At 55.1% G+C, this 25771-nt stretch carries 22 protein-coding genes and 1 tRNA gene; 15 read left to right on the top strand and 8 right to left on the bottom strand.

Annotated elements, in window-relative coordinates; genetic code table 11:
- The 6 genes from ACZO0A_RS03770 to ACZO0A_RS03745 all read left to right on the top strand — a co-directional run.
- The coding region (locus ACZO0A_RS03770; protein WP_486846051.1) for a PD-(D/E)XK nuclease domain-containing protein at positions 1 to 483 on the top strand (483 nt) is incomplete at its 5' end.
- A 92-nt stretch (positions 484 to 575) separates the two neighbouring features.
- A complete protein-coding gene (gene hsdR / locus ACZO0A_RS03765) occupies positions 576 to 3812 on the top strand; it encodes a type I restriction-modification system endonuclease (protein ID WP_486846050.1) in 3237 nt (1078 codons plus the stop codon).
- Positions 3813 to 5225 (top strand): class I SAM-dependent DNA methyltransferase, encoded by a 1413-nt coding sequence (locus ACZO0A_RS03760; protein ID WP_302492776.1) that lies wholly within the window; start codon positions 3813 to 3815, stop codon positions 5223 to 5225.
- A complete protein-coding gene (locus tag ACZO0A_RS03755) occupies positions 5225 to 6823 on the top strand; it encodes a restriction endonuclease subunit S (protein ID WP_308132460.1) in 1599 nt (532 codons plus the stop codon). Before ACZO0A_RS03760 ends, ACZO0A_RS03755 begins: the two co-directional genes overlap by 1 nt.
- A gap of 4 nt (positions 6824 to 6827) precedes the next feature.
- Positions 6828 to 8408 carry an AAA family ATPase gene (locus ACZO0A_RS03750; RefSeq protein ID WP_302492774.1) on the top strand — a complete coding sequence of 527 codons (1581 nt, stop codon included), beginning with the start codon at positions 6828 to 6830 and terminating at the stop codon, positions 8406 to 8408.
- The gene (locus ACZO0A_RS03745) at positions 8405 to 9136 is read left to right on the top strand and encodes an HNH endonuclease family protein (protein WP_302492773.1); all 732 of its coding nucleotides are present in this window, start codon (positions 8405 to 8407) and stop codon (positions 9134 to 9136) included. The genes ACZO0A_RS03750 and ACZO0A_RS03745 overlap by 4 nt, the downstream gene beginning before the upstream one ends.
- Before the next feature lie 242 nt (positions 9137 to 9378).
- Here the strand turns inward: ACZO0A_RS03745 and ACZO0A_RS03740 are convergent, their stop codons facing one another.
- Both ACZO0A_RS03740 and ACZO0A_RS03735 read right to left on the bottom strand, forming a co-directional pair.
- Complete coding sequence (locus ACZO0A_RS03740; RefSeq protein ID WP_270442451.1) at positions 9379 to 9651, bottom strand: helix-turn-helix domain-containing protein; 273 nt, start codon at positions 9649 to 9651, stop codon at positions 9379 to 9381.
- Between the two features lie 310 nt (positions 9652 to 9961).
- Positions 9962 to 10050: transfer RNA gene (locus tag ACZO0A_RS03735), tRNA-Ser, on the bottom strand.
- Between the two features lie 414 nt (positions 10051 to 10464).
- Here ACZO0A_RS03735 and ACZO0A_RS03730 point away from each other — a divergent pair.
- The gene (locus ACZO0A_RS03730) at positions 10465 to 11646 is read left to right on the top strand and encodes a hypothetical protein (RefSeq protein ID WP_291213217.1); all 1182 of its coding nucleotides are present in this window, start codon (positions 10465 to 10467) and stop codon (positions 11644 to 11646) included.
- A gap of 264 nt (positions 11647 to 11910) precedes the next feature.
- Here ACZO0A_RS03730 and ACZO0A_RS03725 read toward each other — a convergent pair whose 3' ends face one another.
- Positions 11911 to 12756, bottom strand: a complete 846-nt coding sequence (locus ACZO0A_RS03725; protein ID WP_294719540.1) for a glycosyltransferase — start codon at positions 12754 to 12756, stop codon at positions 11911 to 11913.
- Positions 12757 to 13052: 296 nt separating this feature from the next.
- Between ACZO0A_RS03725 and ACZO0A_RS03720 the strand changes: the two genes are divergently transcribed.
- Positions 13053 to 14543, top strand: coding sequence for a carboxypeptidase M32 (locus tag ACZO0A_RS03720; RefSeq protein ID WP_302370616.1), 1491 nt, complete (start codon positions 13053 to 13055; stop codon positions 14541 to 14543).
- Between the two features lie 38 nt (positions 14544 to 14581).
- Here ACZO0A_RS03720 and ACZO0A_RS03715 read toward each other — a convergent pair whose 3' ends face one another.
- The 3 genes from ACZO0A_RS03715 to ACZO0A_RS03705 all read right to left on the bottom strand — a co-directional run bounded on the left by ACZO0A_RS03715 (position 14582) and on the right by ACZO0A_RS03705 (position 16323).
- Entirely contained in the window at positions 14582 to 15145 is a 564-nt protein-coding gene (locus ACZO0A_RS03715; RefSeq protein WP_294719544.1) for a hypothetical protein, read from the bottom strand.
- Positions 15146 to 15384: 239 nt separating this feature from the next.
- Complete coding sequence (locus ACZO0A_RS03710; protein ID WP_418759798.1) at positions 15385 to 15909, bottom strand: hypothetical protein; 525 nt, start codon at positions 15907 to 15909, stop codon at positions 15385 to 15387.
- Positions 15910 to 15939: 30 nt separating this feature from the next.
- Positions 15940 to 16323 (bottom strand): winged helix-turn-helix transcriptional regulator, encoded by a 384-nt coding sequence (locus tag ACZO0A_RS03705; protein WP_418759799.1) that lies wholly within the window; start codon positions 16321 to 16323, stop codon positions 15940 to 15942.
- 233 nt (positions 16324 to 16556) lie between these two features.
- On the opposite strand from ACZO0A_RS03705, the gene ACZO0A_RS03700 reads away from it, so the two are divergent.
- From ACZO0A_RS03700 to ACZO0A_RS03670, 7 genes are all read left to right on the top strand, one after another.
- Positions 16557 to 17855 carry a M18 family aminopeptidase gene (locus ACZO0A_RS03700; RefSeq protein ID WP_486846046.1) on the top strand — a complete coding sequence of 433 codons (1299 nt, stop codon included), beginning with the start codon at positions 16557 to 16559 and terminating at the stop codon, positions 17853 to 17855.
- Positions 17852 to 18772: a tRNA glutamyl-Q(34) synthetase GluQRS gene (gluQRS, locus tag ACZO0A_RS03695; RefSeq protein WP_294719550.1), complete on the top strand. Its 921-nt coding sequence runs from the start codon at positions 17852 to 17854 to the stop codon at positions 18770 to 18772. The genes ACZO0A_RS03700 and gluQRS overlap by 4 nt, the downstream gene beginning before the upstream one ends.
- Before the next feature lie 190 nt (positions 18773 to 18962).
- Positions 18963 to 21563, top strand: a complete 2601-nt coding sequence (locus tag ACZO0A_RS03690) for a heavy metal translocating P-type ATPase (RefSeq protein ID WP_302376067.1) — start codon at positions 18963 to 18965, stop codon at positions 21561 to 21563.
- Positions 21560 to 21844 (top strand): acylphosphatase, encoded by a 285-nt coding sequence (locus ACZO0A_RS03685; RefSeq protein WP_291212603.1) that lies wholly within the window; start codon positions 21560 to 21562, stop codon positions 21842 to 21844. The genes ACZO0A_RS03690 and ACZO0A_RS03685 overlap by 4 nt, the downstream gene beginning before the upstream one ends.
- A 108-nt stretch (positions 21845 to 21952) precedes the next feature.
- Positions 21953 to 22786: a 16S rRNA (cytidine(1402)-2'-O)-methyltransferase gene (gene rsmI, locus ACZO0A_RS03680; RefSeq protein ID WP_215692867.1), complete on the top strand. Its 834-nt coding sequence runs from the start codon at positions 21953 to 21955 to the stop codon at positions 22784 to 22786.
- A 167-nt stretch (positions 22787 to 22953) separates the two neighbouring features.
- Positions 22954 to 23439, top strand: a complete 486-nt coding sequence (locus tag ACZO0A_RS03675; protein ID WP_302376068.1) for a metallophosphoesterase family protein — start codon at positions 22954 to 22956, stop codon at positions 23437 to 23439.
- Complete coding sequence (locus tag ACZO0A_RS03670; RefSeq protein WP_291208670.1) at positions 23436 to 24170, top strand: biotin--[acetyl-CoA-carboxylase] ligase; 735 nt, start codon at positions 23436 to 23438, stop codon at positions 24168 to 24170. The genes ACZO0A_RS03675 and ACZO0A_RS03670 overlap by 4 nt, the downstream gene beginning before the upstream one ends.
- A 105-nt stretch (positions 24171 to 24275) precedes the next feature.
- Here the strand turns inward: ACZO0A_RS03670 and ACZO0A_RS03665 are convergent, their stop codons facing one another.
- Both ACZO0A_RS03665 and ACZO0A_RS03660 read right to left on the bottom strand, forming a co-directional pair.
- On the bottom strand, positions 24276 to 24887 hold the full coding sequence (locus tag ACZO0A_RS03665) for an ECF transporter S component (RefSeq protein ID WP_215692869.1): 612 nt from the start codon (positions 24885 to 24887) through the stop codon (positions 24276 to 24278).
- 144 nt (positions 24888 to 25031) lie between these two features.
- Positions 25032 to 25712, bottom strand: coding sequence for an HAD family hydrolase (locus ACZO0A_RS03660; protein ID WP_302149783.1), 681 nt, complete (start codon positions 25710 to 25712; stop codon positions 25032 to 25034).
- Positions 25713 to 25771: the final 59 nt, after the last annotated feature.

The raw sequence follows: 25771 nt of genomic DNA, 5'->3' as shown, positions 1-25771 counted from the left end.
TCTCTGGTGTATAACAAGGAGATCTTGCAGCGGCTGGAGAATCTGATCCCGCCGTCCACGGCGATTTCCGTTCAGGAGGCCATCTTCTCCGGCGATAACGCACGGCTGAAAGCGCAGATCCAAACGCTGCTGACCCAGTCGGTCAGCTCCTTCGACACCGCCGGCGAGAATTTCTACCACGGCTTTATGCTGGGACTGTGCGCCCTGCTGGGCGGCGCTTTCGTGACCTCCAACCGGGAATCGGGCGACGGGCGCTATGACATTCAGCTGAAGCCCACGAAAAAGGGTCTTCCGGGTATCCTGATCGAACTGAAAGCGGAGAAAAATTGCAGCGACGAGAAGCTGAAAAAGCTGTCCGAGACGGCCTTGCAGCAGATCAACGATAAGAAATACGAAACCGAGCTGACGACCGCCGGGGTCAGGACGATTTATAAATACGGCGTGGCCTTCAGCGGTAAAAAGGTCGAAGTGGCAGTCGGGTGAGGAGAGAGAATTTCAAAGTATCAAATTGATACTTTGAAGATGTGCTTATATCAAATGCTAAATGAATTAACAAAAATCGAGGGAGACTGCTTATGAAATCAAATTTTGATTTTCTGAATCGATACTGGCCTGCATTGGCACAGATCGGCGCAACCGCAGAAACCTATGTCTATTCTGATCCCAATGCCTGTATCTATAAACTCGGAATGTTTGCCGAGCGCTTAGTGCAGGAGATCCTTGTCTTTGAGCACATTGCGGAGCCGGCTGTTGACAACACCCACGCGAATCGAATTCGTATTTTGAAGCGAGCCGGTTTATTGCCGCACGAAATTGACAACACGCTATATGTTCTTCGCAAGACAAGAAACACGGCAGTACATACAGGAACGGACTCCGTGGACGAAGCAAAGACATTGCTATCCTTGACATACAATCTTGCTGTTTGGTTTATGGAGACATATGGAGACTGGGGATATATTGCGCCTGAGTTCGTTATGCCGAGCGAGACCACGCACGAAGATTTGGAATCCGTTATTGCTGAGCAGGAAAGGAAAATCGAGGAATTGACGAAGCAACTGGCCGTGGTCAAGACCGCCGCTTCGGGCAAAACGCAGAAGGAGCGCGCAAAGCGGTCGGAATCTGTCTCCGCTATGATGAGCTGGAATGAGGCGCAGACTAGATGCTTGATTGACGAGCAGCTTCGCCTTTCTGGTTGGGAAGCTGATACGCAGAACCTGCGCTACAGCAAAGGAACGCGTCCTGTAAAGGGGAGAAATATTGCCATCAGCGAATGGCCTACCAATTCGGCCTTTTACAAAAACGGGTATGCGGATTATGCATTCTTCGTTGGCGAGAAGCTCGTAGCATTGATGGATGCAAAAAAGATGTCGGAAGATGTGGCATCTACCATCGATGTGCAGGTAAAGGACTATGCTGCACATATTAAGCCGGAGGATATTCCACATACGGTTGGAAACTGGAATGGTTATCAGGTCCCCTTCCTCTTTGCTTCAAATGGCAGGGCATATTTAGAGCAGCTGCGGACGAAGTCTGGTATTTGGTTTTTGGATGTCCGGGAACAGGAAAATCAACCGTATCCTATTCGGAACTGGTTTAGCCCAAGTGACCTGATGGAAAAACTTGGTCAGAATACAGCGGCGGCCAATCAGGCGCTGGCTGCAGCAGATAATTCGTTTATGACAGATCCTAATGGGTTGAATCTGCGCGACTACCAGATTAAGGCCATTGATAAGGCAACAGAGGCGATCGTTGACGGCAAGAGGACAGCGCTGCTTGCAATGGCAACAGGAACAGGCAAAACCCGTACTGTTCTGGGACTTATCTACAAGATGCTGGAATCCAAGCGTTTCCGTCGTATTCTTTTCCTTGTGGATCGAGTGTCCCTCGGTGAGCAGGCAATGGACACCTTCAAAGATGTCAAGCTGAAGGAACTGCTGACGCTGGACAAAATATATGAGATCAAAGCGATCGATGACAACATCATCAATCTGGAAACCAAGGTCAGCATTTCAACGGTGCAGGGGCTTTTGAAACGCACGATTCTGGCAGAAGAACCGGATTTGATGCCCGGTGCATTTGATTTGATTATTGTTGACGAAGCCCACCGAGGCTATATTCTTGACCGTGAAATGACGGAAGAAGAAATCCTCTACGATAATCAAGATGATTATATGAGCAAGTACAAGCAGGTTATCGAGTATTTCGATGCGGTGAAAGTTGCTTTGACTGCTACGCCCGCCCTGCACACGACCGAGATTTTCGGGGAGCCGGTCTATACCTACAGCTACCGTGAGGCGGTTATCGATGGGTGGCTGGTGGATCACGACCCTCCATATCTGATTAATACGGATTTCATTGAAAATGACGCACAGTTCAAGAAGGGTGAAACCTTGGCGCAATATGACCCCAACACCAATGAACTTTTGAACGGTGCAGTTTTGGACGATGAAATGGATTTCGATGTGTCGGAGTTCAACCGCAAAATTGTTCTGCCGGATCATACCCGCAAGGTGCTGGAAGAAGTTTCGACCTACCTGAATCCGGAAAGTGGAGAAAAGACGCTGATTTTTGCGGTGAATGATGCACACGCTGACCGTATTGTGGATACGCTCCGAGAAATTTACAAGCCCTATGGCATTTCCAATGATGCCATTATGAAAATCACGGGCAAAACTGCCGGCGGCAACAAAAAGAAAATTTTGCAGGTGATCAAGCAGTTCAAGAACAACCAGTACCCCAACATTGCCGTAACAGTCGACCTGCTGACTACCGGAATCGATGTGCCGGCAATTTGTAATTTGGTGTTTATGCGCAAGATCAACAGCCGGATCCTCTTTGAGCAGATGCTGGGACGCGCGACTCGCCTTTGCCCGGAAATCGGAAAGACGCACTTCAATATCTTCGATGCAGTTCGCGTGTACGAGGACTTGGACGACACTTCCAATATGAAGTCAGTCTCCGTCAGCAAATCAATGGCTGAATTGTTGGAGGATTTGTTCCGTCCGGGTGAGGCCAGCAAGCAGCCTGTCAAAGATCGCATTTTAGCAAGATTGCAGCGTAAGAGCAACAATCTGACCGATGAGCAAAAGTATGATGTATCCGAGCGTTTAGGCGGAAAAACAATTCGGGAATATGCGAAGGAATTGAAAAGCTGTACAGAGGAAGCTTTTGTGCGACGCTGCCGGGAGAATAAGGATTTCCTACTTTGGTTTGATAACCTGAAGGGCAAAAAGCGCGGACATTACTATTCCGAAAAGGAAGATACTCTTTTGGAAACGACTCGCGGCTATGGTGACACGGAAAAACCGCAGGACTATCTGGACTCTTTTGTGGCCTATGTTAATGAGAATAAAGACCGTATCGAAGCGATCCGCATAGCCTGCACCCGCCCCAGCGATATGACCCGGGCGCAGCTTCGGGAGTTAAAGCTGGAACTTGATAAGGAGAATTTCACCGAGAGCAGCTTGAATGAAGCGGCCAGTGCGGTGAGCAATGAACGGATTGTGGCAGACATTATCGCCTTTGTTCGTCGGGCTGTACTTAAAACGCCGCTGGTGAACCACGATGACCGCGTGAAAATGGCCTTTTCTAAACTGATTTCGGCGCATCACTTTAACAAAATGCAGCTGGATCTGCTGGAAAAGATCAAGGTATATATGCTTCACGAGAGCATCCTCAATACCGAGACCTTTGAGGCACCGGCGTTCAAGATGGATGGTGGTTTTGCACGCTTTAACAAGAAGTTTGGCGGGCAGCTTGCGGAGATCATCCGTGAGATCAACACTTATATTTACGAAGGAGCAGCTTAAATGAGCACGCAAGATATTGTACAGAAGCTTTGGAACCTCTGCAATGTGCTGCGGGATGACGGTATTACTTATCACCAGTATGTGACAGAGCTGACCTACATTCTGTTTTTGAAAATGGCCGATGAGACCGGTGCAGATAAGGATATTCCCGAAGCATATCGTTGGGGCTCTCTGACCAGCCGTTCCGGCATTGACCTGAAAAAGCACTACTATACGCTGCTCAGCAAGCTGGGCGAAGAATCCGTTGGCCGCGTGGCGCAGATTTACGCCAACGCATCCTCCAGCATCGAGGAGCCGAAAAACCTCGAAAAAATCATCACGGAGATTGATAAGCTGGACTGGTATGAGGCCAAAGAGGAAGGTCTGGGCGACCTGTATGAAGGACTCTTAGAGAAGAACGCCAACGAGAAGAAGTCTGGTGCCGGTCAGTACTTCACCCCTCGTGTGCTGATCGATGTGATGACGGAGCTCATCAAACCCCAGCTGGGCGACAAGTGCTTTGACCCGGCCTGTGGTACTTTTGGCTTTATGATTGCAGCCAACCGCTATGTCAATGCGCATAACGATATGTATGCACTCTCTGACCGTCAGGCAGATTTCCAGCAGAACAAAGCGTTCAACGGCGTGGAGCTGGTGCACGAAACCCATCGCTTGGCATTGATGAATGCCTATCTGCACAATATGAATGCCAATATCACATTGGGGGATTCTCTTGCACAAAGCGCCAAGGGATTGAAAGATTTTGATGTTATTCTGACCAATCCGCCCTTTGGCACGAAAAAGGGCGGTGAGCGTGCCACACGGGATGACATCTCTTTCCAGACCTCCAACAAGCAGCTGAACTTTTTGCAGGTGATCTATCGCAGCCTGAAGGCGGACGGCAAGGCCCGTTGCGCCGTGGTACTGCCGGATAATGTGTTGTTTGCTGCCGGTGACGGTGCCAGCGTGCGCCGGGAACTGATGAATTTCTGCAACCTGCATACCATTCTGCGCTTGCCTACCGGCATTTTCTATGCACAGGGCGTCAAGACCAATGTGCTGTTCTTTACCCGCGGGACAACCGAGCAGGATAACACCACCGAGGTTGCGTTCTACGATATGCGCACCAATATGGACAGCTTTGGCAAGACCCGGCAGCTGCGCAAGAGCGACTTTGATGAATTCGTGGCAGGATACGAAGACCCGTCCAAGCGCACAGGCGAGCGCTGGAGCAAATTCACTCGTGAGGAGATTGCCAAGAACCCGGATGATAGTCTTGACCTTGGCTTGATCCGCGACGACTCCATTGTGGATTATGACGATCTTCCTGACCCTGTAGAAAGCGGCGAGGAAGCGATTGCAAATTTAGAGGAAGCGGTCGATCTGCTGAAAAGTGTTGTGCGTGAGCTTCGCGCTCTGACGGAGGGAAAGTGATGGCAAGAGCAAAAAAAGAAGCCGCCCTCACGCCCGAAGAGCGTTTGCAGGCAGCTTTAGTGCCGGATTGGGAGTGGCCCTATAAGTTGCCGGAGAATTGGTGTTGGACAAGGATGCAAGAAATAGCACAATGGGGGTCTGGTGGAACACCTTCTCGAAAAGTATCAGAATATTATAATGGTGACATCTCTTGGGTAAAGACAGGAGAGTTAAATGATGATTATATATTCGAAACAGAAGAACATATAACCCAAGAAGCTATTTCACATTCAAGTGCAAAAATCTATCCCACAGATACAGTTGTGATTGCAATGTACGGAGCAACAATCGGAAAAGTTGGCATTCTGGGAATTCCTGCAGCTACTAACCAAGCGTGTGCGTGTGCTATTGTTAAGCCGTCAACGGACTATAAATATCTTTTTTATTATGCTCAATCTCAAAAAGATGATTTTATAAAAAAAGGTAAGGGCGGAGCTCAACCCAATATATCCCAAGAAATTATAAAATTCCACCAGTTTCCTCTCCCGCCTCTTGCTGAGCAGCAGCGCATTGTTGACCGCATTGAAAGCCTGTTTGCCAAGCTGGATGAGGCCAAGGAAAAGGCACAGGCTGTGGTGGATAGCTTTGAAACCCACAAAGCCGCTATTCTCCATAAAGCCTTCACCGGTGAACTGACTGCGAAATGGCGGGAAGAACACGGTGTCTCAATAGATAATTGGAAAACTACTCGATTTGACAGCGTTGCAGCTATTAGAAGCAACTTAGTTGACCCTGCAGAGTATCAGAGTTTTCCGCATATCGCTCCAGATAATATTGAGAAAAAAACTGGTGTGCTGCTTGAATATCATACGATTGCCGAAGATGGTGTGACCAGCGGTAAACACCGTTTTTACTCAGGACAAATACTCTATTCAAAAATTCGACCTTATTTGTCAAAAGCGGTTGTTGTTGATTTCGATGGGTTATGCAGTGCAGATATGTATCCTATTGAAGCGTACCAAAACGCAAGGTGCCTTTGGTATTATATGCTATCAGATGAGTTTTTACTTCAGGCATCGACTGCTGGTTCTCGTTCTGTTTTGCCAAAGATTAACCAAAAAGAGTTATCTGCGTTAACTGTGCATCTTCCGACGAATGATAGAGAGCAAGAAGAAATCGCTCGAATCCTTGATGAACTTTTTGATAAAGAGCAGCAGACCAAAGAAGCCGCCGAAATAGTCCTTGACCAGATCGAACTGATGAAAAAATCCATTCTCGCCCGTTCTTTTCGCGGTGAACTGGATACGAATGACCCAAACGAGGAGAGCGCGGTAGAATTGCTGAGGCAAGTAATCGAACAAGAGGATGGAGATGTGATCAGGCCAAAGGCAAAAGCGAAGCGAATTGCAATTCCCGCAGAAATTAAGCCGTTGTTGTCAGGTGCTAATGAAGAAGCAATTGTCAAACTCCTATTAAAAGCTGCGCCCCAATCTGTTTCTACACAGACAGTAATGTCCATTAGTAAGGAAAAATTTGAGCTTATGGACGCATTACGCAATCTGGAGAAAAAACAGATTGTGTCGAAAAGTGATTCTGGAGAATACTCACTAGTGAGGTAATATTATGCAAATCAAACGGCTTCAGATCGATGATTATCTTTGTTTGGTTGACTTTGATATAGTATTTGACACCGTATCAGGTGGTAGCTCAACAATTCTGATTGGAGAAAATGGCGCTGGAAAATCAACGATGATTGAGTGTATTCTGAACATTCTGATGTCTTTTGATTCTCCCGCAATAGAAAAACAGATTGACTACAGCTATTCTATGGAGTACAACTATGCGCAAAAGGCGGTATGCATTGTCCAAAGCAATCATAATTATCATATCACGGTAGATGATGTTTTCTGTGAGGGAAGCTATAAAAGGGTGCGCTCTTTTATCCGATTTCATTCTTTGTTCCCTCAACGCATCATTGCGTTTTATTCTGGGGCCAACAATAAGCTCTTGCCTCAAATAGAACAAATTAACAAAAGATATGTAAGGCAATGCAGAAATACACTTGTGCGCTTTCTTAAAGCAATGAACGATGAATCTGAGCGCTTCTTGCCGAACTTTCCCAAAAGGAAGTACAACTATTGTGATGAGGGAATGACTCCAATATATTTAGCTTCTATTCTCTGTGGTCAGGAGTCTTATGAACAGAATTATCTTGTTGATGCGTGCCATTTTGATGAAGTCCAATGTGTGGATATGGCCATTAATATTAATAAAGTTGAGGGCATTTTTGGCAGAGAACAGTTCGAAGGAGATGTGCCCATAGGCCTGTACTATTTGACGGATTTCATTGACCATCGGTTTACGGATTTGCTGCGAAGAGGATTACTATATTCTGCTGTAGGAAAGTCCTATTTCGAAATTAAAGGTCTTGAAAAGTTAGGGTTAGATTCTATTGCAATCTTAGAATTTTTTGAGAAACTATACTCTCTGTTTGATGCGAGATTTGAGGTGACTGTCACTCAAGGGAATTCCATAGTGAAATGCAAATCAATGAGCGAAGGGCAGCGCCAACTTATCAAAATCCTTGGTATGCTTGGTATTTGCAAGACGGAAGATTGTCTCGTTTTAATGGACGAACCAGATGCGTATATGAACCCACGCTGGAAGTATGACATCAAAAGCACAATGGATCAATCCTTGAAAGACGCCATAAACGCTCAGGCAATCATTGCAACACACGATCCATTGGTGATCAATGGCGTTCCTAAGGAGTTTATTAGGATATTTACCCAAAACAAAGAACTTGAATCATCCACAGGATTTTTTGTCACAAGAGTTATCACTCCCGTCGAGGACACTGAGGGAATGGGAATCGACGGGTTGCTACAAAGTGAATATTATGGGTTGCAGACTTCTTACGACCAAAAATCGCATAAGAAATTCTTGCGCAGACAAGAATTATATCTAAAACTTATTGGCGGGAATGCTACGGCCGGAGAAAAAGCAGAACTTCGTGAAATAACGAAGGATTTGGGATTGCTGCCGCTATCGTATAATTCAATTGATTTTCTATATGATGATTTTTTGACCGTATATAAGAAGTGCGATCTGTATAGTAAAGAGTATCTTACCTACGACCAGGTGTTAGAGCGCAGAGAAAAAATTAAAGAAATTATTGAGGCGTTATACAAAAGGCAAGTATGAGATATATAAAGATAGAAGATCTTCTGGTATTCAGAAGCAGGTGGGGACAAGGGGATACACTCTGGAAAAACAGTGTGCTCAAAAAGGATTTCAGAGATTTCTTTCACAATAAATGCTGGTATACAGAAGTACCCCTTGTCGGGCAAGATGTACATATTGACCACTTTCGACCCAAGGCAGAGGTAAAGCCTTTTGAGAATTTTAAATATAATCATTTAATTCAAGATAAGGGGTATTATTGGCTAGCAAATGATCCGTCGAATTATAGGGCGTGCTGTATCTATGCTAATCGAAAGACTGGTGGCGGCGGTAAAGGAAATTATTTTCCTCTGGCAGATGATGGCGTATATCAATCGGAAAAAGATGAAAATAATGAGCATCCAATGCTGTTAGATCCATGCGTGGCAGAAGATGTTAAGTTGTTGTCTTTTCTGGGTAATCGCGTAGTTCCTGCAACGGACGATGAACTGGGCAAAGAAAGAGTTAGAGTTTCGGCATCTATTTACAATCTGACTGATGCTTACATAAGCAACGAAAGAGGGAAAATTTGGGCGAGCATCGAACAATTACTTGCAGAGTATGTCTCCGGAGATATTAGCAAGTCCAGCTGTATTCGCCAGCTAAGGGATGCTATATCACCCGAAGCGCCCTTTTCAGCTTGTGCAATAGCTTGTGTTAATTCTCTTGCTCCGGACGAAATAAAGAGTGAACTTGATTTGATACTCTAATTCTATGAAATGAGGGATGATAGTGCTGGATCAGACAAATGGAGTTCTGAAACAATGCAAGAAGTCGTCGCTGGATTTTCAGTAGACACTTCAAGACAAAAAAGTTTGGCAATTATTAAGGAGAAGCTGAAGCAGGACAAGAATACTTAGGAATAGGGCGCCGACCGTTTGGCCGGTGCCCTATTTCTATATGAGCCATCTATAAGCACTCCTTTCTTTTGTATGTACTGTTTTATTCTAAGTTATTCAAATGAAACATGAAGTGTCTTGCCCATGCAAGAAGCCATTTTTTGCAGAAAATCCAACGAGGGATTTGCATTCCCGTTTTCAAAACGCGAAATGTTTGCCTGCGCAGTTCCCATTTTCTCGGCCAACTGTTTTTGAGTTAACCCGGCAGACTTCCGACTTGCGATTGCAGCGCGGATAGCTTCATACTGAGGACCAAGCTGATCGTACTCGGCTTTGACTGCGGGATTTTCAGAAAAAATTTTGTTTTTGATGCTATTATAGTTCATCGGAAAGACCTCATCATACTAAATCAATAAAACTGTCTGATAAAATTATATCGTATAAGATATATTTTGTCAAACAGTAAACAGAATGCATAGAAAGTTCAGCGGTCAGTGCTAATTTGTGCCCAACCCAAACAGCTGGTTCTTGTGCAGTTTTATGAATAGCTATCTACTGAAATTAATGGTATGATTTGTACCGAACCCGGAAATCACTACTTGAAAATAAAGGGGAGATGTTTATAAGAAAAGTACGGGATTTTTACAAAGCGACAACAAAAAATCACTACCCAATGTAGAATTGAGTAGTGATACTTGGCGCAGACGGTGGGATTCGAACCCACGTGGCATTGCTGCCAAATTGATTTCGAGTCAATCTCGTTACGACCGCTTCGATACGTCTGCTTATTTAGTTTTTATCGCACCGCCTCGCACAGCGTTTGGAAAAATGCGAGATTTCGATGCAAGATAACGATGAAAGGTTGGGTACGCGACACCCGATAAAGCCCGCCGTTATGGGATTTCCTACGGACAAGGTGACCTGCCGGATGCAAACTTTCGAGTGCTCCCTCTTACGGCCACTTGAGTACATCTGCCTGTGTACTTTACCGCACCCACACAGGGATACTTATAGTATTATACCAACTCCCCGCCCGGTTGTCAATCATCCGCCAAGGTTTTCTGCCATTTCTGCCATTCATACGCTTTCGATGACCATTCATCCTACTTTCCCCCGCAGTGACCCCACCCGTGCTATACTGTGTACAGTTCAAGCAAAACTTCTCCACTCCCCCACCACAAAGAAAAGGATGGATAATCATGAAAAAGACACTCAAACATCTGCTCCCTGCGCTGTTCCTGGCGGCGGTCATGGCTCTGCTGACCGGCTGCACCAAATCCGTGGACCTGCTGCAATACGCCGACGTCACCTTCGACGGTGCCAGCGGCAACGCCACAGCCACCGTAACGCTCGACTACAACGGCTTGGGCAAAGAGCTGTTTGGCAAAGGCAAGGACCAGGACATTTGGGACGAAGCCCAGACCGAACTGAGCCTGATGGGCCACGTCAACTACACCGTCACCCCGCAGACCGGGCTGTCCAACGGCGACACCGTGACCCTGACCGTAAGCGCCGACGACGCCTTCCTGAAGAACCACGAAATCACCTTGAGCGAGACCAGCAAGACCCTGACCGTCTCCGGCCTGAAGGAGCCTGAGACGATCGACCCGTTCGAGGACAGTCTGCTGAACATCGCCGTTGAAGGTGAAACCGTGAGCGGCAAGCTCAACATCCTCATCCGCGGCTGTGCCCCGCACCTGGGTGTCACGGTCTCCAGCGACCTGCCCGCCGATGACCCTCGTTCGGCGCTGACCTACTCCGTCGCGACCGAAAGCCCCGAGGGCGGTTATGCCCAGGGCGATGTCGTCACCATCACGGCCACGCCCAAGTTCAGCAGCGACTTCACCAATAACTACATTCTCTCCCGCGACAGCCTTGAAGTTTCCCTGGAAAACGTTCCCCACTACCTCAACTCCGCCGACGAAGTGACCCCCGACCTGCTGGCCCAGCTGAAGCCCCTGGTCGAGAACGAGCTGAACAGCAGCGTCGACTACGGCATGACCTATACCAGCATCTGGGCCGCCGACGGCAGCTCTCCGGTTTCCAGCGAGTCCAGCGCCAGCGGTCCCCGCTGGACCGGCACAGCCTCGCTGCTGGTGGACAAGGACAGCGACATCTACAACGGCAGCTACTACGGTGACAATATGCTGGTTTTCCCCTACGAGATTGCCTACAACGTTTTCTCCGGCGAGGGTTCCGGCACGGCGGTCGGCGGTATCTACCTGCTGAACGTCAAGGTCAACGCGGACGGCAGCTATGATCTGAGCGAAGTCTCCACCGGCACGACCAGCTATTACACCGACATGGACGCTTTCCTGGCCAAGGAAGTCAACAACCGCAGCGAGTGGTACGACATCACCACCGCGCCCTTCAACTGGTAACAACTCTACGCTCCGCAGGTTGTGCCGCACAGCTTTGCGTCAGCGACAAGATCGTCTCCAAGTGGGAGACTGCCCGCAGCCTGCCCGACACCACCCTGTTGGAGCCGCCGGCCGCCGGGGCTATGGGAAGCTGTACTGGTACTGCAACCGGCACGGATTATTTGAGCAAAAGGTATAACAAAAGCGAGCAGCCCATCATCGGCTGCTCGCTTTTATTTTATGGCCGAGGGCCGGGTATGCCCGGCCCCTACACACGGTATTCTTTTACGCTTCCGCCACGGCCACCAGGTATTTGTAAATCTGCGGCTTGTATTCCTCGTACAGGCCCAGGTGCTCGTACAGTTCCTTATAGTAGGCAAACAGCGTGGCGCGTGTGGCAACAACGTTGACCGGGTTCAGCGCTGTGTGGACCGCACTGCCGGGCGTATTAAAATAATTATAAATCGGCGTGGAGAGGGCGTAGAACTTTTCCGCATAGCGGATGTAGCTCAAATTGAAATACAGATCCTCCGACCAGTCCATATCCTCGGCGCAGATGATATCATCGTGGGCGCGCACGATATCGGCGCGGTAGAGCTTATTCCACATAACACCATAATAAAAGCTGGCCGGTTCCTGCATCAGGCCCGCGGCGAATTCTTCCTTGGTCATGGGGCCTTCCAGCAAAAAGCCGTAGGTCTGCACCTTGGTGGGGCGCTCGGGGCGGGGGTCATCCTCGGCCCGGGGGCGGGGCGGCGTAATGCGGTTATAGTGGGCAATGACCAGGTCAGCCCCGTTTTCCTCGGCGCGCTGCACCAGCATTTCCGTCGCGTAGGGCTGGATGGTGTCATCCGCATCCACAAATTGCAGGTATTTTCCCTTGGCCTCCCGCAGGCCCATGTTGCGGGTGGCGGCCACGCCGCTGTTGGCCTTGTCGATAAGGACGATGCGCGGGTCAACGTTGGCGTACATTTTGCAGACTTCCAGGCTGACGTCCTTACTGCCATCGTTCAGCAGCAGGATTTCCAGGTTTTTGTAGGTCTGGCGGCGGATGCTTTCCACGCAGCGTGCAATATGATCCTGGGCATTGTAGATCGGCACAATGACACTGACGAGCGGCTGTTCCGGCATGGCGGGCGGCCTCCTTTTTACTTAGTATACCCACAATACCATAATTTTGCCCGGTTGGCAATGGAAAAAATCCGCCGGGTGTGGTATGATGAAGGTAAAGGCTTCTCCCGAGGGAGAAGCTGTCCGCGAAGCGGACTGATGAGGGGCGCGTTTCCCGCGGCTGCCCCTCATCCGGCCTGCGGCCACCGTTCAGTCTACGCGCTAAGAGCCGCCTTCGGCGGTTGCGCTCCGCCACGCGCCTGCGGCCACCTTCCCCAAGGGGGAAGGCATTTCTGTTGAAACGAGGAACACCACACATGAAAGACTCCATCATCCGCCTGCGTGCGCTGGAAAAGCAGCTGTACGCGTATCTCTACGCCCTGACCGTCATTGACTTTGACGCCGAGACCATCGCGCCCGAGGGTTCGGCCGACGGCCGTGCCGAGGCTACCGAGGTGCTGAGCCGCGCCAACTTTGACCTGCTGGTCAACGAAAAGACGGCTGCCCTTTTAAAAGAAGCAGCCGCCGATGCCGAGACCGAGCAGGAAAAAGCCGAGGTGCGCAATTTGCAGCGCCAGTACGACGAAATCGCCAAGATTCCCGCCGACGAATACGCCGCCTTCACCAAGCTGTGCAGCCAGAGCGTGCCCGCCTGGGTCAAGGCCAAGCGCACCAACGACTTCAGCACCTTTGCGCCGTATCTGGAAAAGATCGTCGCCGCCCGCCGCACCCAGGCCCACTACTTTGCGCCCGACCGCGACCCCTACGAGGTGCTGCTGGACCGCTACGAGAAGGGCCTGACCATCGCCCAGTGCGACGAATTTTTTGCCACCCTGCGGGAGACGATCGTGCCGCTGCTGGCGGACATCCAGGCCCGGGGCAGCGCCGTCCGCACCGACTTCCTCGACCAAGAATGGCCCATCGACGCCCAGCGCAAGGTCAGCGAGAAGATCATGCAGCTGTGGGGGCTGGATCCCGCCCACAGCCATCTGTCCGAGAGCGAGCATCCCTTCACCACCGAGTTCTGGCGCGGCGATGTGCGCATCACAACCCATTACATGGCGCGGGATATGTTCTCCAACCTGTACAGCGTTGCCCACGAGGGCGGCCATGCGCTGTATGAGCTGAATATCAACCCGGACTACGACTACACCGCCGTGACTCACGGCGCAACCATGGGCATCCACGAGAGCCAGTCCCGCCTGTTTGAGAACATCGTGGGCCGCTCCCGCGCCTTTGTCAACTACCTGTACCCGACGCTGAAAGAGCTGTTCCCCGCCCAGCTGGCTGACGTCTCCGCCGAGGAGATCTGGCGTGCCGTCAACCGTGCTGAGCCCAGCCTGATCCGTACCGAAGCGGACGAGCTGACCTACGCGCTGCACATCATGGTGCGGTACGAGCTGGAAAAGGCTTTGATCCAGGGCACGCTGGCCGTGACCGACCTGCCCGCCGCCTGGAACGCTAAGTACAAAGAGTACCTGGGCGTCGATGTGCCCGACAACGCCCACGGCTGTTTGCAGGACATCCACTGGGCCATGGGCGACATCGGTTATTTTCCGAGTTATGCCCTGGGCAGTGCCTACGGCGCACAGGCCATTGACGACCTGCGCAAGACGAACGACTTTGATGCCCAGTGGGCCAAGGGCGACATGGAGCCGCTGAAAGCCGCGCTGAAGGAGCGCGTCTGGCAGTGGGGCAGCATGAAGGAACCCCAGTGGATCGTCGAGAGTCTGTGCGGCGGCAAGTTCGACCCGCACCATTTCACCGAGTATTTAAAGAAGAAATATACGGAGCTGTATAACCTGTAATTGAAAGAGCCTTTCCCTAAGAGGAAGCCTTTTTTATTTCAGCACAGCACACTGTCCGGGAAATTCAGGCAGGTGTACAGATACCTCAGGGCCTCGTCCATGGTGTCAAACTCGCCGCCGTCGGCGTCCGCCGGGCGGGCGGCGATGGTGGACTTATCAAACGGGATATCGTTCTGTCTGCGCCATTCATCCACCTGCACGGCAATGTTTTTCGCGTAGGCAGTGCGGTCGCTGCTGCTGCCGTCGGCATCAATGTAGACGCAGGCGCTGTACTTGTCCTTGCCGGGCAGGTGTACCAGTTCCGCCAGCGTGTAGTAGTCGCGGTCAAAGTAGAACAGCATCCTGCCGCGGTAGGCGGCAATTTCCGCCACGTTTTCGTCACGGTTCGTGATCTGGGGTACGGTGTCCACCAGCCGGCGCAGTTCAGCCAGCAGGGCGTCGCCATCAGCGGGGTAGTTGTCTGTGCCCTTGGCATCGGCAATTTCGCCGAAGCAATAGGCCTGCCAGTGGGGCGGGCACTTGCCCAGTTTGGCGCGCTCGATATAGTAGAGCAGGTCCGCACGGTAAGAGGCTGCAAGAGCATTGGTTTTTACGTTTTCCATAAGTTTTCTCCTAAAAATCTGAAAGTAGTTTTGTACCGCAGCGCTCGCGCACTTCCTCCTAGTAAGTGCGCGGCGCTGCCTTTTTGTCTTTCCTGACAGCCCTATCGTATCACACTCCGCTGTCGAATCTTGCCACATTATAAGACCGAACGCCGTTTTATTTTGGGGACAGTTGTCCTGTGATGTCAAAAAACAAAATGCAGAGGCATAAAACGCACCTCTGCATTTTTGTTTGTCTATCAGCCCGCCTTGCCGGTCAGCACGGTGTTCACCGTCACGAGCTTATCGGGCACCTCGGTCAGGGCCATGTTTTCAAAATCCGTCGTCACACCTGCAGTGATCAGTTCATCAGCCTCGCCCGCAGGGTCACCGCAGATCGCCTCGGCCTCGCTCAAAATGCAGGGCCAGTTCAGGTCCAGCAGCTCCTTCTGGTCGTCAGTCAGGCCCGTGCACCAGTCAGCCATCACATCGGCATCCAAATCCGAGCAGCTCAGATATTCTACCAGCACGGCAGCGGCTTTGGCAGTCTTCAGGCTGCCGCCTGCTGTGTCCGCGCCAAAATCCACCAGCTGATCCAACACATCGATCTGCTCGCCGGTCGTATCATACGCCGCAGGGTCCTCGGCCGCGGTCGGCTCCTCGGTGGGAGCCGGGGTAGTTTGCGCCGTGCCGGACGCAGCTGCCGCCGATTCCGATGCTGCCGGGGCAGCGGCACAGCCAGCCAGCAGAGCAGCCCCCAGCACAACAGCAATCAATTTACGCATAAACGATTCCCCCTACGCGTTTATTTCATATTATTCACAGCAGGCGTGCTTTGCGCCGCTCCCGCAGCAATCCTTGCAGGCGTGGCCGCGGATATACCGCTGGATATCGTCAAAAATCGGCATAAGCGCCTCTCCGTTGGGGGTCAGGCGGTACTCAACCTTGGGCGGGACCTCATTATAGTCGATGCGCTCCACCAGGCCGTCCGCAGCCAGCTCTTTTAACTGGTTCGAGAGCATCTTGTGGGTCACACCGTCCAGCAGCTTGCGCAGCTCGCCATAGCGCAGCGTGCCGTGGGCACCTACCATAAAGAGTATGCGCATTTTCCACTTGCCGCTGATCTGGTCCATGACCTCTTCCATCTTGTCACAGCCCACATCGGCATAGCGGCAGTTGCAGTGTTCGTTCGGGTGCATAGGGGTTCACTCTCCTTTTGGGTAGCGGTTTCCAAAAAGTGCGTACTTGTCAAAACCGACCATTTCGCTATACTGAGTATAGAACAATTTTCGCAGGTTTGCAACTTGTTTCTTACAGGCTTTTGCGGTAATATAGTTGTGTGCAGTTCAAGCGTAGGGCGGCATGCCCCCATGCCGTCCCACGTTATCACCGCCAACCGTGCGGAATATTGTTCAAGAGGAGAAACCAACCCATGTACGATGATCTCGTAGAATTTTTGCAGGAATCCGTCACCCCGTTCCACGCCGCTGCCACGGCTGAAAGCTGGCTGCGCGCCGCCGGTTTTACCCGGCTGGAAGAAGCCGACTACTGGAACCTGGAACCCGGCAAGGGCTACTACACCACCCGCAACGGCTCGTCCGTGGTGGCCTGGCGCGTGCCGGACCACGCCATCGGCGGCTGGCGCATCGTGGCCAGCCACAGCGACTCCCCCACTTGGAAGATCAAGACCGACATCGTTGAGAATGACGGCTGCCGCCGCCTGAGCGTCGAAGGCTACGGCGGGATGATCATGTCCACCTGGCTGGACCGCCCGCTGACCGTCGGCGGCCGCGTCATCGTCAAGACCGAGGACGGCATCGAGAGCCGCCTTGTCTGCATTGACCGGGATCTCCTCGTCATCCCCTCGCTGGCCATCCACTTCCAGCGCGACATCAACAAAGGCCACACCTTCAATCCGCAGGTCGATATGCAGCCGCTGTGGGGCCCCGCAGGCAGCCGCACCCTGACCGACCTGGTGGCGGAGGAACTGGGCGTGGACACTGCGGACATCCTGGACAGCGATTTGCAGCTTGTGACCCGCCAGGCCCCGACCCAGATCGGCCCCGAGGGTGAGTTCTTCATGGCTCCGCGCATCGATGATCTGGAATGCGCCGCCACGACGCTGCTGGGCTTTCTGGATGCAGCCGCCGAGACAGACAGTGCCTGCGCCCCGGTCTGGGCGATGCTCGACAATGAGGAAGTCGGCTCGTCGAGCCGGATGGGCGCCCAGAGCAGCTACCTGCGCGACGTACTGGACCGCATTGTTGACGCCATCCCCCACAGCGGGCAGGCCATGCACCGCGCCATGGCAAACAGCTTTATGCTGAGCGCCGACAACGCCCACGCCACCCATCCGAACTTTCCGCAGAAGTCCGACCCCTGCGCCCCGGTACGCCTGGGCGGCGGCGTGGTGCTGAAGTACAACGCCAGCCAGAAGTACACGACCAACGCCGTCAGCGGCGCGATTTTCCGCGCCATCTGCGAGAAGGCCGACGTGCCGGTGCAGGTCTTTACCAACCGCGCCGACGAGGCCGGCGGCTCGACGCTGGGCAATTTGCAGAGCCACACGCTGCCCATCCCGATGGCGGATATCGGCCTGGCTCAGCTGGCGATGCACAGCGCCGTGGAGACGGCCAGCGTCGCCGACGCCGAGGCCATGACCAAGGCCGTGGCCGCCTTCTACCGTGTCCATCTGCGTGCCCTGGGCGACGGCACCTACACGCTGGCATGATCACCGGACGGTACGCACCCAGCCCCAGCGGCCGGATGCACCTGGGCAATTTGATGTGCTGCCTGCTGGCGTGGCTGAGCGCCAAAAGCAAGGGCGGCCAGGTGCTGCTGCGCATTGAGGACCTGGACACCCAGCGCTGCCCCCGCGCCTACGCCGACGCTATCATCGACGATTTGGCCTGGCTGGGCCTGGCCGCCGACGGCCCCGAGCCGCCAATCTATCAGAGCGAACGCAGCGCCATCTACCAGCAGTATTTTGACGAGCTTGCCCGCCGGGGGCTGGTTTACCCCTGCTTTTGCAGCCGCAGCCAGCTCCACGCTGCCAGTGCGCCCCACCGCAGCGACGGCCAGGTCGTCTACGCCGGGACCTGCCGCGGGCTGACCCCCGCCGAAATCGCCGCGCGCACCAAGACCCGCGCCCCCGCCTGGCGCGTGCAGGTGCCCGATGAGGTCATCGCCTTTGAGGACGGCCATATGGGCCATTACGCGGAAAACCTTGCCCGCGACTGCGGCGACTTTTACCTGCGCCGGGCCGACGGTGTGTTTGCCTACCAGCTGGCCGTCGTCGTGGACGATGCACTGATGGGCGTGGACGAGGTCGTGCGCGGCAGTGACCTCTTATCCAGCACGCCGCGCCAGCTCTGGCTTTACCGGGAGCTGGGGCTGACCGCGCCGAAATTCTACCATCTGCCGCTGCTTTTGGCACCGGACGGTCGCCGTCTCTCAAAGCGCGACGGCGACCAGAGCCTCGAAAACCTGCGCGAGAAATACACTGCCGGGGAAATCATCGGCAAGCTGGCCTTTGCCTGTAATTTGCAGCCCAAGCCCACCCCCACGACCCCGCAGGAATTAGCCCGCACTTTTGATTGGGCTAGGGTGCCAAAAAGCGACATACTTTTACCGGAAAAGCTGTTTTAATATAAGGTAGATACCTAAAGGCTTCCCCCCTTGGGGGAAGCCTTCTGCGAAGCAGACTGATGAGGGGCAGCCTTGCCGCTGTCGCCCTCTTCCCCGGGCGGCTATGGCAACCGCGCCCCTCATCCGGCCTGCGGCCACCTTCCCCCAAGGGGGAAGGCATTTACCATTTCACCAAAAGGAGACCTTCCCCATGCAACGCTATGACATCACCGGCATGAGCTGCGCGGCCTGCGCAAGCCATGTGGAAAAAGCCGTGGCGGCTGTGCCGGGGGTTGCATCCGTCGCTGTCAGCCTGCTGACCAACTCCATGCAGGTCGATTACGCCCCCGATGCCGACCCTGACGCAACCGCAAAACGCATCATCAAGGCGGTGGATGCCGCCGGGTACGGCGCATCCCTCGCCACCGCCGAAAGCGAGAACGCCGAGTTGGAGGACACCGAGACCCCGAAGCTGAAAAAACGCCTGATTGCCAGTCTGTGTTTTCTCGTTCCCCTCATGTATGTCTCGATGGGCCACATGATCGGCCTGCCGCTGGGCAGCGTGTTCCACGGCGGCGGTTGGCACGCCATTCTGTTTGCAGTCACCCAGCTGGCCCTGACCCTGCCCGTCTGCTGGATCAACCGTGCCTTCTTCATCTCGGGCTGGAAGGGCATCAAGACCCGCGCCCCCGGCATGGACACGCTGGTGGCCCTCGGCGCGGGCGCGTCGCTGGCCTACGGCCTGTTCGCCATCGTCATGATCTGCGTCGGCCTGTACACCGGCAATGACGATTTGGTCATACAGTACCGCCACGACCTCTATTTTGAATCAGCGGCCATGATCCTGACCCTGATCACCGTGGGCAAAACGCTGGAAGCATACAGCAAGGGCAAGACCACCGACGCGCTGAAAAGCCTGATGAAGCTGGCCCCGCAGACCGCCTGTGTGCTGCGCGACGGCGAGCAGGTCACAGTCCCGGTCAGCGAGGTCAATGTCGGCGACCTGTTCCTGGTTCGCCCCGGCGAGAGCATCCCGGTGGACGGCACGGTCGCCGAGGGCATTTCCACTGTGAACGAGGCCGCCCTGACCGGCGAGAGCATGCCGGTGGACAAGTTTCCCGGCTCGCCTGTCAGCGCCGCCACCATCAACCAGAACGGTGCCCTGACCTGCCGTGCCGAGCGCGTCGGCCAGGACACGACGCTGTCCCAGGTCATCCGCCTGGTGCGCGACGCCGCCGCTACCAAGGCCCCGCTTGCCAAGACGGCCGATAAAGTTTCCGGCATCTTCGTTCCCACCGTCATCTGCATTGCCACCGCAACGTTCCTGATTTGGCTGCTGCTGGGCCAGACCTTCACGTTCGCGCTGGCACGCGGTATCAGCGTGCTGGTCATCAGCTGCCCCTGTGCCCTGGGCCTGGCCACCCCGGTCGCCATCATGGTGGGCAGCGGCGTCGGTGCCAAGAACGGCATTCTGTTCAAGACCGCCGCCAGCCTCGAAACCACCGGCTACACCGACACTGTGCTGCTGGATAAGACCGGTACCGTCACCACCGGTGAGCCGAGCGTCGTCAAAATCGTTGGCACCGGCAACGTGCCCGAAAAGTTCCTGCTCAGCCTGGCCGCCGGCCTGGAACTGCGCAGCGAACACCCGCTGGCCCGCGCCATTTTGGAACGTGCTGACAAGGATAAGCTCTCCTACACCACCGTCGCCGACTTTGAGGCTGTCCCCGGCAAGGGTTTACAGGGCAAAGTTGCGGGCAAAGTCATCGCGGGCGGCAACGCAAACTTCATCCGCGAGCACTGCGAGCTGCCTGACGATCTGACCCAGGCGGGCGACGCCATGAGCGCCGACGGCATCACGCCGCTGTATTTCTCGCTGGCCGGCAAGGCGGCGGGCGTCATCGGCGTGGCCGACGTCGTCAAGAAAACCTCGAAATCTGCCATCGACCAGATGAAGGCTCTGGGCCTGAAGGTCGTGCTGCTGACCGGCGACAATGCCGCCACGGCCCGCCACATCGGCGCAACGATCGGCCTGGACGCCGACCACGTCATTGCAGGCGTTCTGCCTGCGGGCAAGGAAGCCGAAGTCCGCGCCCTGCAGGCGCAGGGCCGCGTTGCCATGGTCGGCGACGGCATCAACGATGCCCCCGCCTTGACCCGCGCCGAGACCGGCATCGCCATCGGTGCCGGTGCGGACGTGGCGCTGGACGCCGCCGACGTTGTGCTGGTGCGCAGCGATCTGGCCGACGTGCCCGCCGCGGTGCGCCTGTCCCGCGCGGTGGTGCGCAACATCCACCAGAACCTGTTCTGGGCGTTCTTCTACAACGCCATCTGCATTCCGCTGGCGGCGGGCGTGTTCACCGGTATCGGCATCACGCTGAACCCGATGATCGCCTCGGCGGCCATGAGCCTTTCCAGCGTCTGCGTTGTCACCAACGCGCTGCGGCTCAACGCCTTTGACCCGCGCAATGCCGCCCACGACGCCCCGCCGAAGCGCAAGGCCCCGGCCCGCAAACCCATTTCTGAACCCACCACCTGCCCCACCGGCAGCTGCCCTGTGCAGCCTGCCGAAATCAACGATAAAACGGAGGAAATCACCATGAACAAGACGATTCACATTGAAGGCATGATGTGCGGCCACTGCGAGGCCGCTGTGAAGAAGGCCCTGGAAGCCCTGGACGGCGTTGCCGGCGCCACGGTCAGCCACGAGCAGGGCACGGCCATCGTCGCCCTGACCCATGACGTGGCCGACGCCGAGCTGAAGGCCGCCGTCGAGGCCAAGGACTACACCGTTACCGGCATCGACGCATGAGCACCCTTCGCCGCCGCTGGCGGTTCACCGGCACGGTGCAGGGAGTGGGCTTTCGCTATTACGCCCGCGCCGCCGCACTGCACCTGGGGCTGACCGGCTGGGTCGCCAACAACTGGGACGGCAGTGTCACGCTGGAAGCCCAGGGCGACCGCGCCGCGCTGGACGCGCTGGTCCCCTTGATCGAGCGCACCAACCGCTGGGCCCGCATTGAGAACATCGAGACCGCCATCCTCCCCCTCAAGGAGCATGAGTACGGGTTTGAGGAACGGAGCGGGGAATAAATTTACGGGCAGCGCTGCCGAATGGCAGCGCTGCCCGCTTTTTTGCTTGCACTTACCCTCTGTTACGGCTATAATAATACTATATCAATATCAAAAGGGGTTTTCGTTTTGCCCGGAACTTTATATCTTGTCGCTACGCCTATCGGCAATCTGGACGATATGCCGCCCCGCGTGGCTGCTACCTTCGGCATGGCGGACTTCATCGCCGCCGAGGATACCCGCGTGACCCTGCGATTGCTGAACCATCTGGGGCTGAAAAAGCCGATGGTCAGCTACTATGAACACGCGCTCCACCACGGCGAGGCCATTTTGCAGCGCATTGAAGCGGGCGAAAACTGTGCCCTTTGCAGTGATGCCGGTATGCCCTGCATCAGCGACCCCGGCGAGCAGATCGTTCGCGAGGCCCACGAGCGCGGCATCAAGGTCGTGCCCATCCCGGCCGCGTCAGCCTGCGTCACGGCACTGGCAGCCAGCGGCCAGCCCACGGCCCGCTTTGTGTTCGAGGGATTTTTGCCTGTGCCCAAGCGCGACCGCCGCGAGCGCCTTGCCTTTTTGCAGAACGAGACCCGCACCATGATCTTCTACGAGGCCCCGCACAAGCTGCGCGGCACGCTGGACGATTTGGCCGCGGCGTTTGGCGCAGGACGCTCTGTCTCGCTCTGCCGCGAGCTGACCAAGCTGCACGAAGAGATCAAAAAAACGACCCTTGGTGAGGCCGTGGCTTACTATAAAGAAAACGACCCCCGCGGCGAGTATGTGCTGGTCCTGGCCGGTGCCGACCCCGCCGCCGTTGAACAGGCCGCTGCGCCGACTTTGGAAGAAGCCGTCGCCGCTGCCCGCGCCTTGCAGGCAAACGGCCTGCCCCCCGCTGCCGCCGCCAAACAGGCCGCCGCCGGGACACCGTTTAGTAAAGGTGAAATTTATAAGCAGCTTATCCAATAAAAAGCCTTCCCCCTATGGGGAAAGGTGGCCGAGCCCGCGAGGCCGGATGAGGGGCGCGTATGCCCAGGCTGCGCCGTAAAAGCGCAGCCTGGCAAGCCTGCCCCTCATCAGTCTGCTTCGCAGACAGCTTCTCCCAAGGGAGAAGCCTTTTTCAACAGGAGTTTCCTATGTGTAAAATCTTAGTCGTCTCCGACGTCCATGGCCGCCTGCGCGACCTTCGTTGGCTTTTGAATAACGAAACCGCCGACGCTATGTTCTACCTCGGCGACGGTCTGTACGATCTGAACGCCGCGCTGGAGCTGCGCAAAGAGCCAGTCCCCTACCCCATCTACCGCGTGGCGGGCAACTGTGATATGAACTACAACGAACCCAGCGAGGGAATGGTTCCTTTCGGTGGGGTGCTGTTCTTCTACACCCATGGCCACCATTACGGCGTCAAGATGGGCAGCGAACGCCTGGCCGAGTGTGCCGGGGAGCGTGGCGCGGATGTTGCCTTGTTCGGCCACACCCACCGGCGCGAGCTGGTGCGCGGCGTGGGCACGGCGGCCACCGTCTTTAACCCCGGCAGCCTGCGCGACGGCGGCAGCTACGGCGTCATTACCATCACCAACGGCAAATGCAGTTTTACCTGGAAGAGGGTGCCTGAATTTTGAACGAGAGCGTTATCTATCTGCCGGAAGTAGACAGTACCAACCTGTGGGCCAAGCATAACCTGGACAAGTTCGGCCCCATCGGCGCAGTGTACACCACCCACCAGACTGCCGGGCGCGGCCGCCTGGGCCGCGATTGGCTCGACGCCCCCCACAAGGGCCTGTATTACACGGCGGTCATCAAGACTGACCTGGTCCAGCCCGCCACCTTGCCGCTGTTTGCCAGCCTGGCCGTCTGCGACGCCCTGCGGGAGCGGTATCATATTGACTGCCAGATCAAATGGCCCAACGACCTGCTGCTGAGCGGCAAGAAGATTGTCGGCATTTTGTGCGAGGTCGGCCCCGACGGCCACAGCATTGTGGTGGGCATCGGCATCAACCTGGCCCAGCCGCAGGAGTATTTCGACGCCGCGGGCCTGCCCCACGGCACGAGCCTTGCCTTGCAGGGCGTATCGGTGGACATGGACACCGACCCTGAGTGGCTGGCACAGTACCTGACGGATTTCGGCTTTGACCGCGCACTGTACACCTACGAGAGCGAGGGCTTTGCCCCCTACCGTGAGCGCTACAAGGCCTGCTGCGTCAACCTGGGCCGCCGCGTCACCTACGACGGCGGCGCAGGCATCGCCACCGATGTGGACGCCGACGGCCGTCTCATCGTCCACGACGAATCCGGCGACACCCGCGTATTTACCGGCGAAGTCAGCGTAAAGGGCATTTACGGGGCGGTGTGACACTGGCACCACACCGTAGGGGCCGGGCATGCGCGGCCCCTACATCTCTACAAATAAAAAGCGATGGAACATTTCCTGTTCCATCGCCTTTTTTATTATAAATTCTTAATTCATCTTCAAATATTTCCGCACCGGCAGGGAAACCGCCCCGGCCACGACGCAGCAGATAGCCCACTCAAAAATTGCCTGCACGCCCACAAGCAGCACAATGAACATAAACGCATTGGCTGCGCCCAGCGTATTCGCCAGGTTCTGCACGTACTCGCAGTTATAAAAAATCAGCACCAAAAAGCCCATGAAGAACACGGTGTTCAGCACCGGCGCGGCCAGGCCGCCCAGGAAACAGCAGAGCTTCTCGTTCTTCGGCATCGCTTTGCGCAGGGCGGCAAAAATCAGGCCGGCGCACAGGCCCACCAGCACGCGGGCCACAAAGCAGACCACAAAGGTGCCGAACGGGCTGACCTGGAACAGGGCAGCGCCCATGGCGCTCTTGCCCTCGACCGCCTGGATAAAGCTGGTCGCGCCGAACACGCCGCCCAGGATGGCGCCCGCCGTGGGGCCCATCGTCATGGCGCCGATTGCCACCGGCACCGTCAGCAGCGAGGCCGACAGCGGGCCAATCTGCAGATAGCCCAGCGGCGTATAGTTCAGCACAAGCAGAATGGCCACCAGCAGTGCAAGCTGGGTCAGCCAACGGATGTTGGTACGGTTTTTCATATTCAATTTTCCTCCTGCTGCCGTCTCCTACAATTCGGGAGTACAGCGCAAATGTACGGCCCGTCCCGGGCCGCCGACATTCAGTATACCGCAAACAGAAGGAAAAGGCAAGCGCTTTTTGGCCCCCCTCGGGGGGAAGGCTTATTACAACTTCCCCTCAATCAGCAAATCCCGCACTTCCAGCAGGTCCTCACATTTGCGGTCATACAGTTGCGTGATCTCCTCGGTCGGCTGCATCATGTCCGGCACCATCACGGTCACGCAGCCCGCCGCACGGCCCGCACGCACACCGTTGAAGCTGTCCTCCAGCACCAGGCAGTCCTTCGGGTCGAGGTGCAGCTTTTCCGCTGCCAGCAAAAACGTGTCGGGCGCGGGCTTGCTGTGCTTGACCTCCGTGCCGGAGACAACGTCGTGGAAATACCGCGCCGTGCCGGTGTTCTGCAAATTCATCTCGATCATCGTGCGCGGGCTGGAGCTTGCCACGATGCGCGGCATCCCCCTATCATCCAGCGCGGTCAGCAGCTCTTTCAGGCCCTTTTTGCAGGGCACGCCCTGGGCAAACCGTTCGTCAGCCATCTGCCAGACCTTGTCCAGCAGCCGCTGCGGGTCGCCGGGGATGTATTTTGCCACCTGGCTGCGCAGGTTATCCCCCGCCAGCCCGCGGCAGCTGGCGCTGAACGCCGCCAGATTCTCCGGCAGCGGCAGCCCCAGCGCCTTGCAGGCAGGTTCCCACATTTTATCCCACAGCCGCTCCGTGTCAAACATCAGGCCGTCCATATCAAAAATAACGCCTTTAACCATCGGTGTCTCCTCTGTGTATGTCATAATTGTACCTTTTGTAACGCACTTTGACCGCCATTGCAAGAATAAGGCTTCCCCCAAGG

The organism is Gemmiger sp. (assembly GCF_057431175.1).
Note: the sequence above shows the minus strand (reverse complement) of the source record. Positions and strands in the feature narration are given on the sequence as shown.

Bases quoted from the DNA above. Each gene is read 5' to 3' on its own strand.
- ACZO0A_RS03715 (WP_294719544.1), bottom strand. From the start codon at position 15,145: ATGGAAAACGTAAAAACCAATGCTCTTGCAGCCTCTTACCGTGCGGAC.
- gluQRS (WP_294719550.1), top strand. From the start codon at position 17,852: ATGATCACCGGACGGTACGCACCCAGCCCCAGCGGCCGGATGCACCTG.
- ACZO0A_RS03730 (WP_291213217.1), top strand. From the start codon at position 10,465: ATGAAAAAGACACTCAAACATCTGCTCCCTGCGCTGTTCCTGGCGGCG.
- ACZO0A_RS03700 (WP_486846046.1), top strand. From the start codon at position 16,557: ATGTACGATGATCTCGTAGAATTTTTGCAGGAATCCGTCACCCCGTTC.
- ACZO0A_RS03660 (WP_302149783.1), bottom strand. From the start codon at position 25,712: ATGACATACACAGAGGAGACACCGATGGTTAAAGGCGTTATTTTTGAT.
- ACZO0A_RS03685 (WP_291212603.1), top strand. From the start codon at position 21,560: ATGAGCACCCTTCGCCGCCGCTGGCGGTTCACCGGCACGGTGCAGGGA.
- ACZO0A_RS03740 (WP_270442451.1), bottom strand. From the start codon at position 9,651: ATGAACTATAATAGCATCAAAAACAAAATTTTTTCTGAAAATCCCGCA.
- ACZO0A_RS03710 (WP_418759798.1), bottom strand. From the start codon at position 15,909: ATGCGTAAATTGATTGCTGTTGTGCTGGGGGCTGCTCTGCTGGCTGGC.
- ACZO0A_RS03745 (WP_302492773.1), top strand. From the start codon at position 8,405: ATGAGATATATAAAGATAGAAGATCTTCTGGTATTCAGAAGCAGGTGG.
- ACZO0A_RS03665 (WP_215692869.1), bottom strand. From the start codon at position 24,887: ATGAAAAACCGTACCAACATCCGTTGGCTGACCCAGCTTGCACTGCTG.
- hsdR (WP_486846050.1), top strand. From the start codon at position 576: ATGAAATCAAATTTTGATTTTCTGAATCGATACTGGCCTGCATTGGCA.
- ACZO0A_RS03675 (WP_302376068.1), top strand. From the start codon at position 22,954: ATGTGTAAAATCTTAGTCGTCTCCGACGTCCATGGCCGCCTGCGCGAC.
- ACZO0A_RS03720 (WP_302370616.1), top strand. From the start codon at position 13,053: ATGAAAGACTCCATCATCCGCCTGCGTGCGCTGGAAAAGCAGCTGTAC.
- ACZO0A_RS03750 (WP_302492774.1), top strand. From the start codon at position 6,828: ATGCAAATCAAACGGCTTCAGATCGATGATTATCTTTGTTTGGTTGAC.
- ACZO0A_RS03755 (WP_308132460.1), top strand. From the start codon at position 5,225: ATGGCAAGAGCAAAAAAAGAAGCCGCCCTCACGCCCGAAGAGCGTTTG.
- ACZO0A_RS03705 (WP_418759799.1), bottom strand. From the start codon at position 16,323: ATGCACCCGAACGAACACTGCAACTGCCGCTATGCCGATGTGGGCTGT.
- ACZO0A_RS03760 (WP_302492776.1), top strand. From the start codon at position 3,813: ATGAGCACGCAAGATATTGTACAGAAGCTTTGGAACCTCTGCAATGTG.
- ACZO0A_RS03690 (WP_302376067.1), top strand. From the start codon at position 18,963: ATGCAACGCTATGACATCACCGGCATGAGCTGCGCGGCCTGCGCAAGC.
- ACZO0A_RS03725 (WP_294719540.1), bottom strand. From the start codon at position 12,756: ATGCCGGAACAGCCGCTCGTCAGTGTCATTGTGCCGATCTACAATGCC.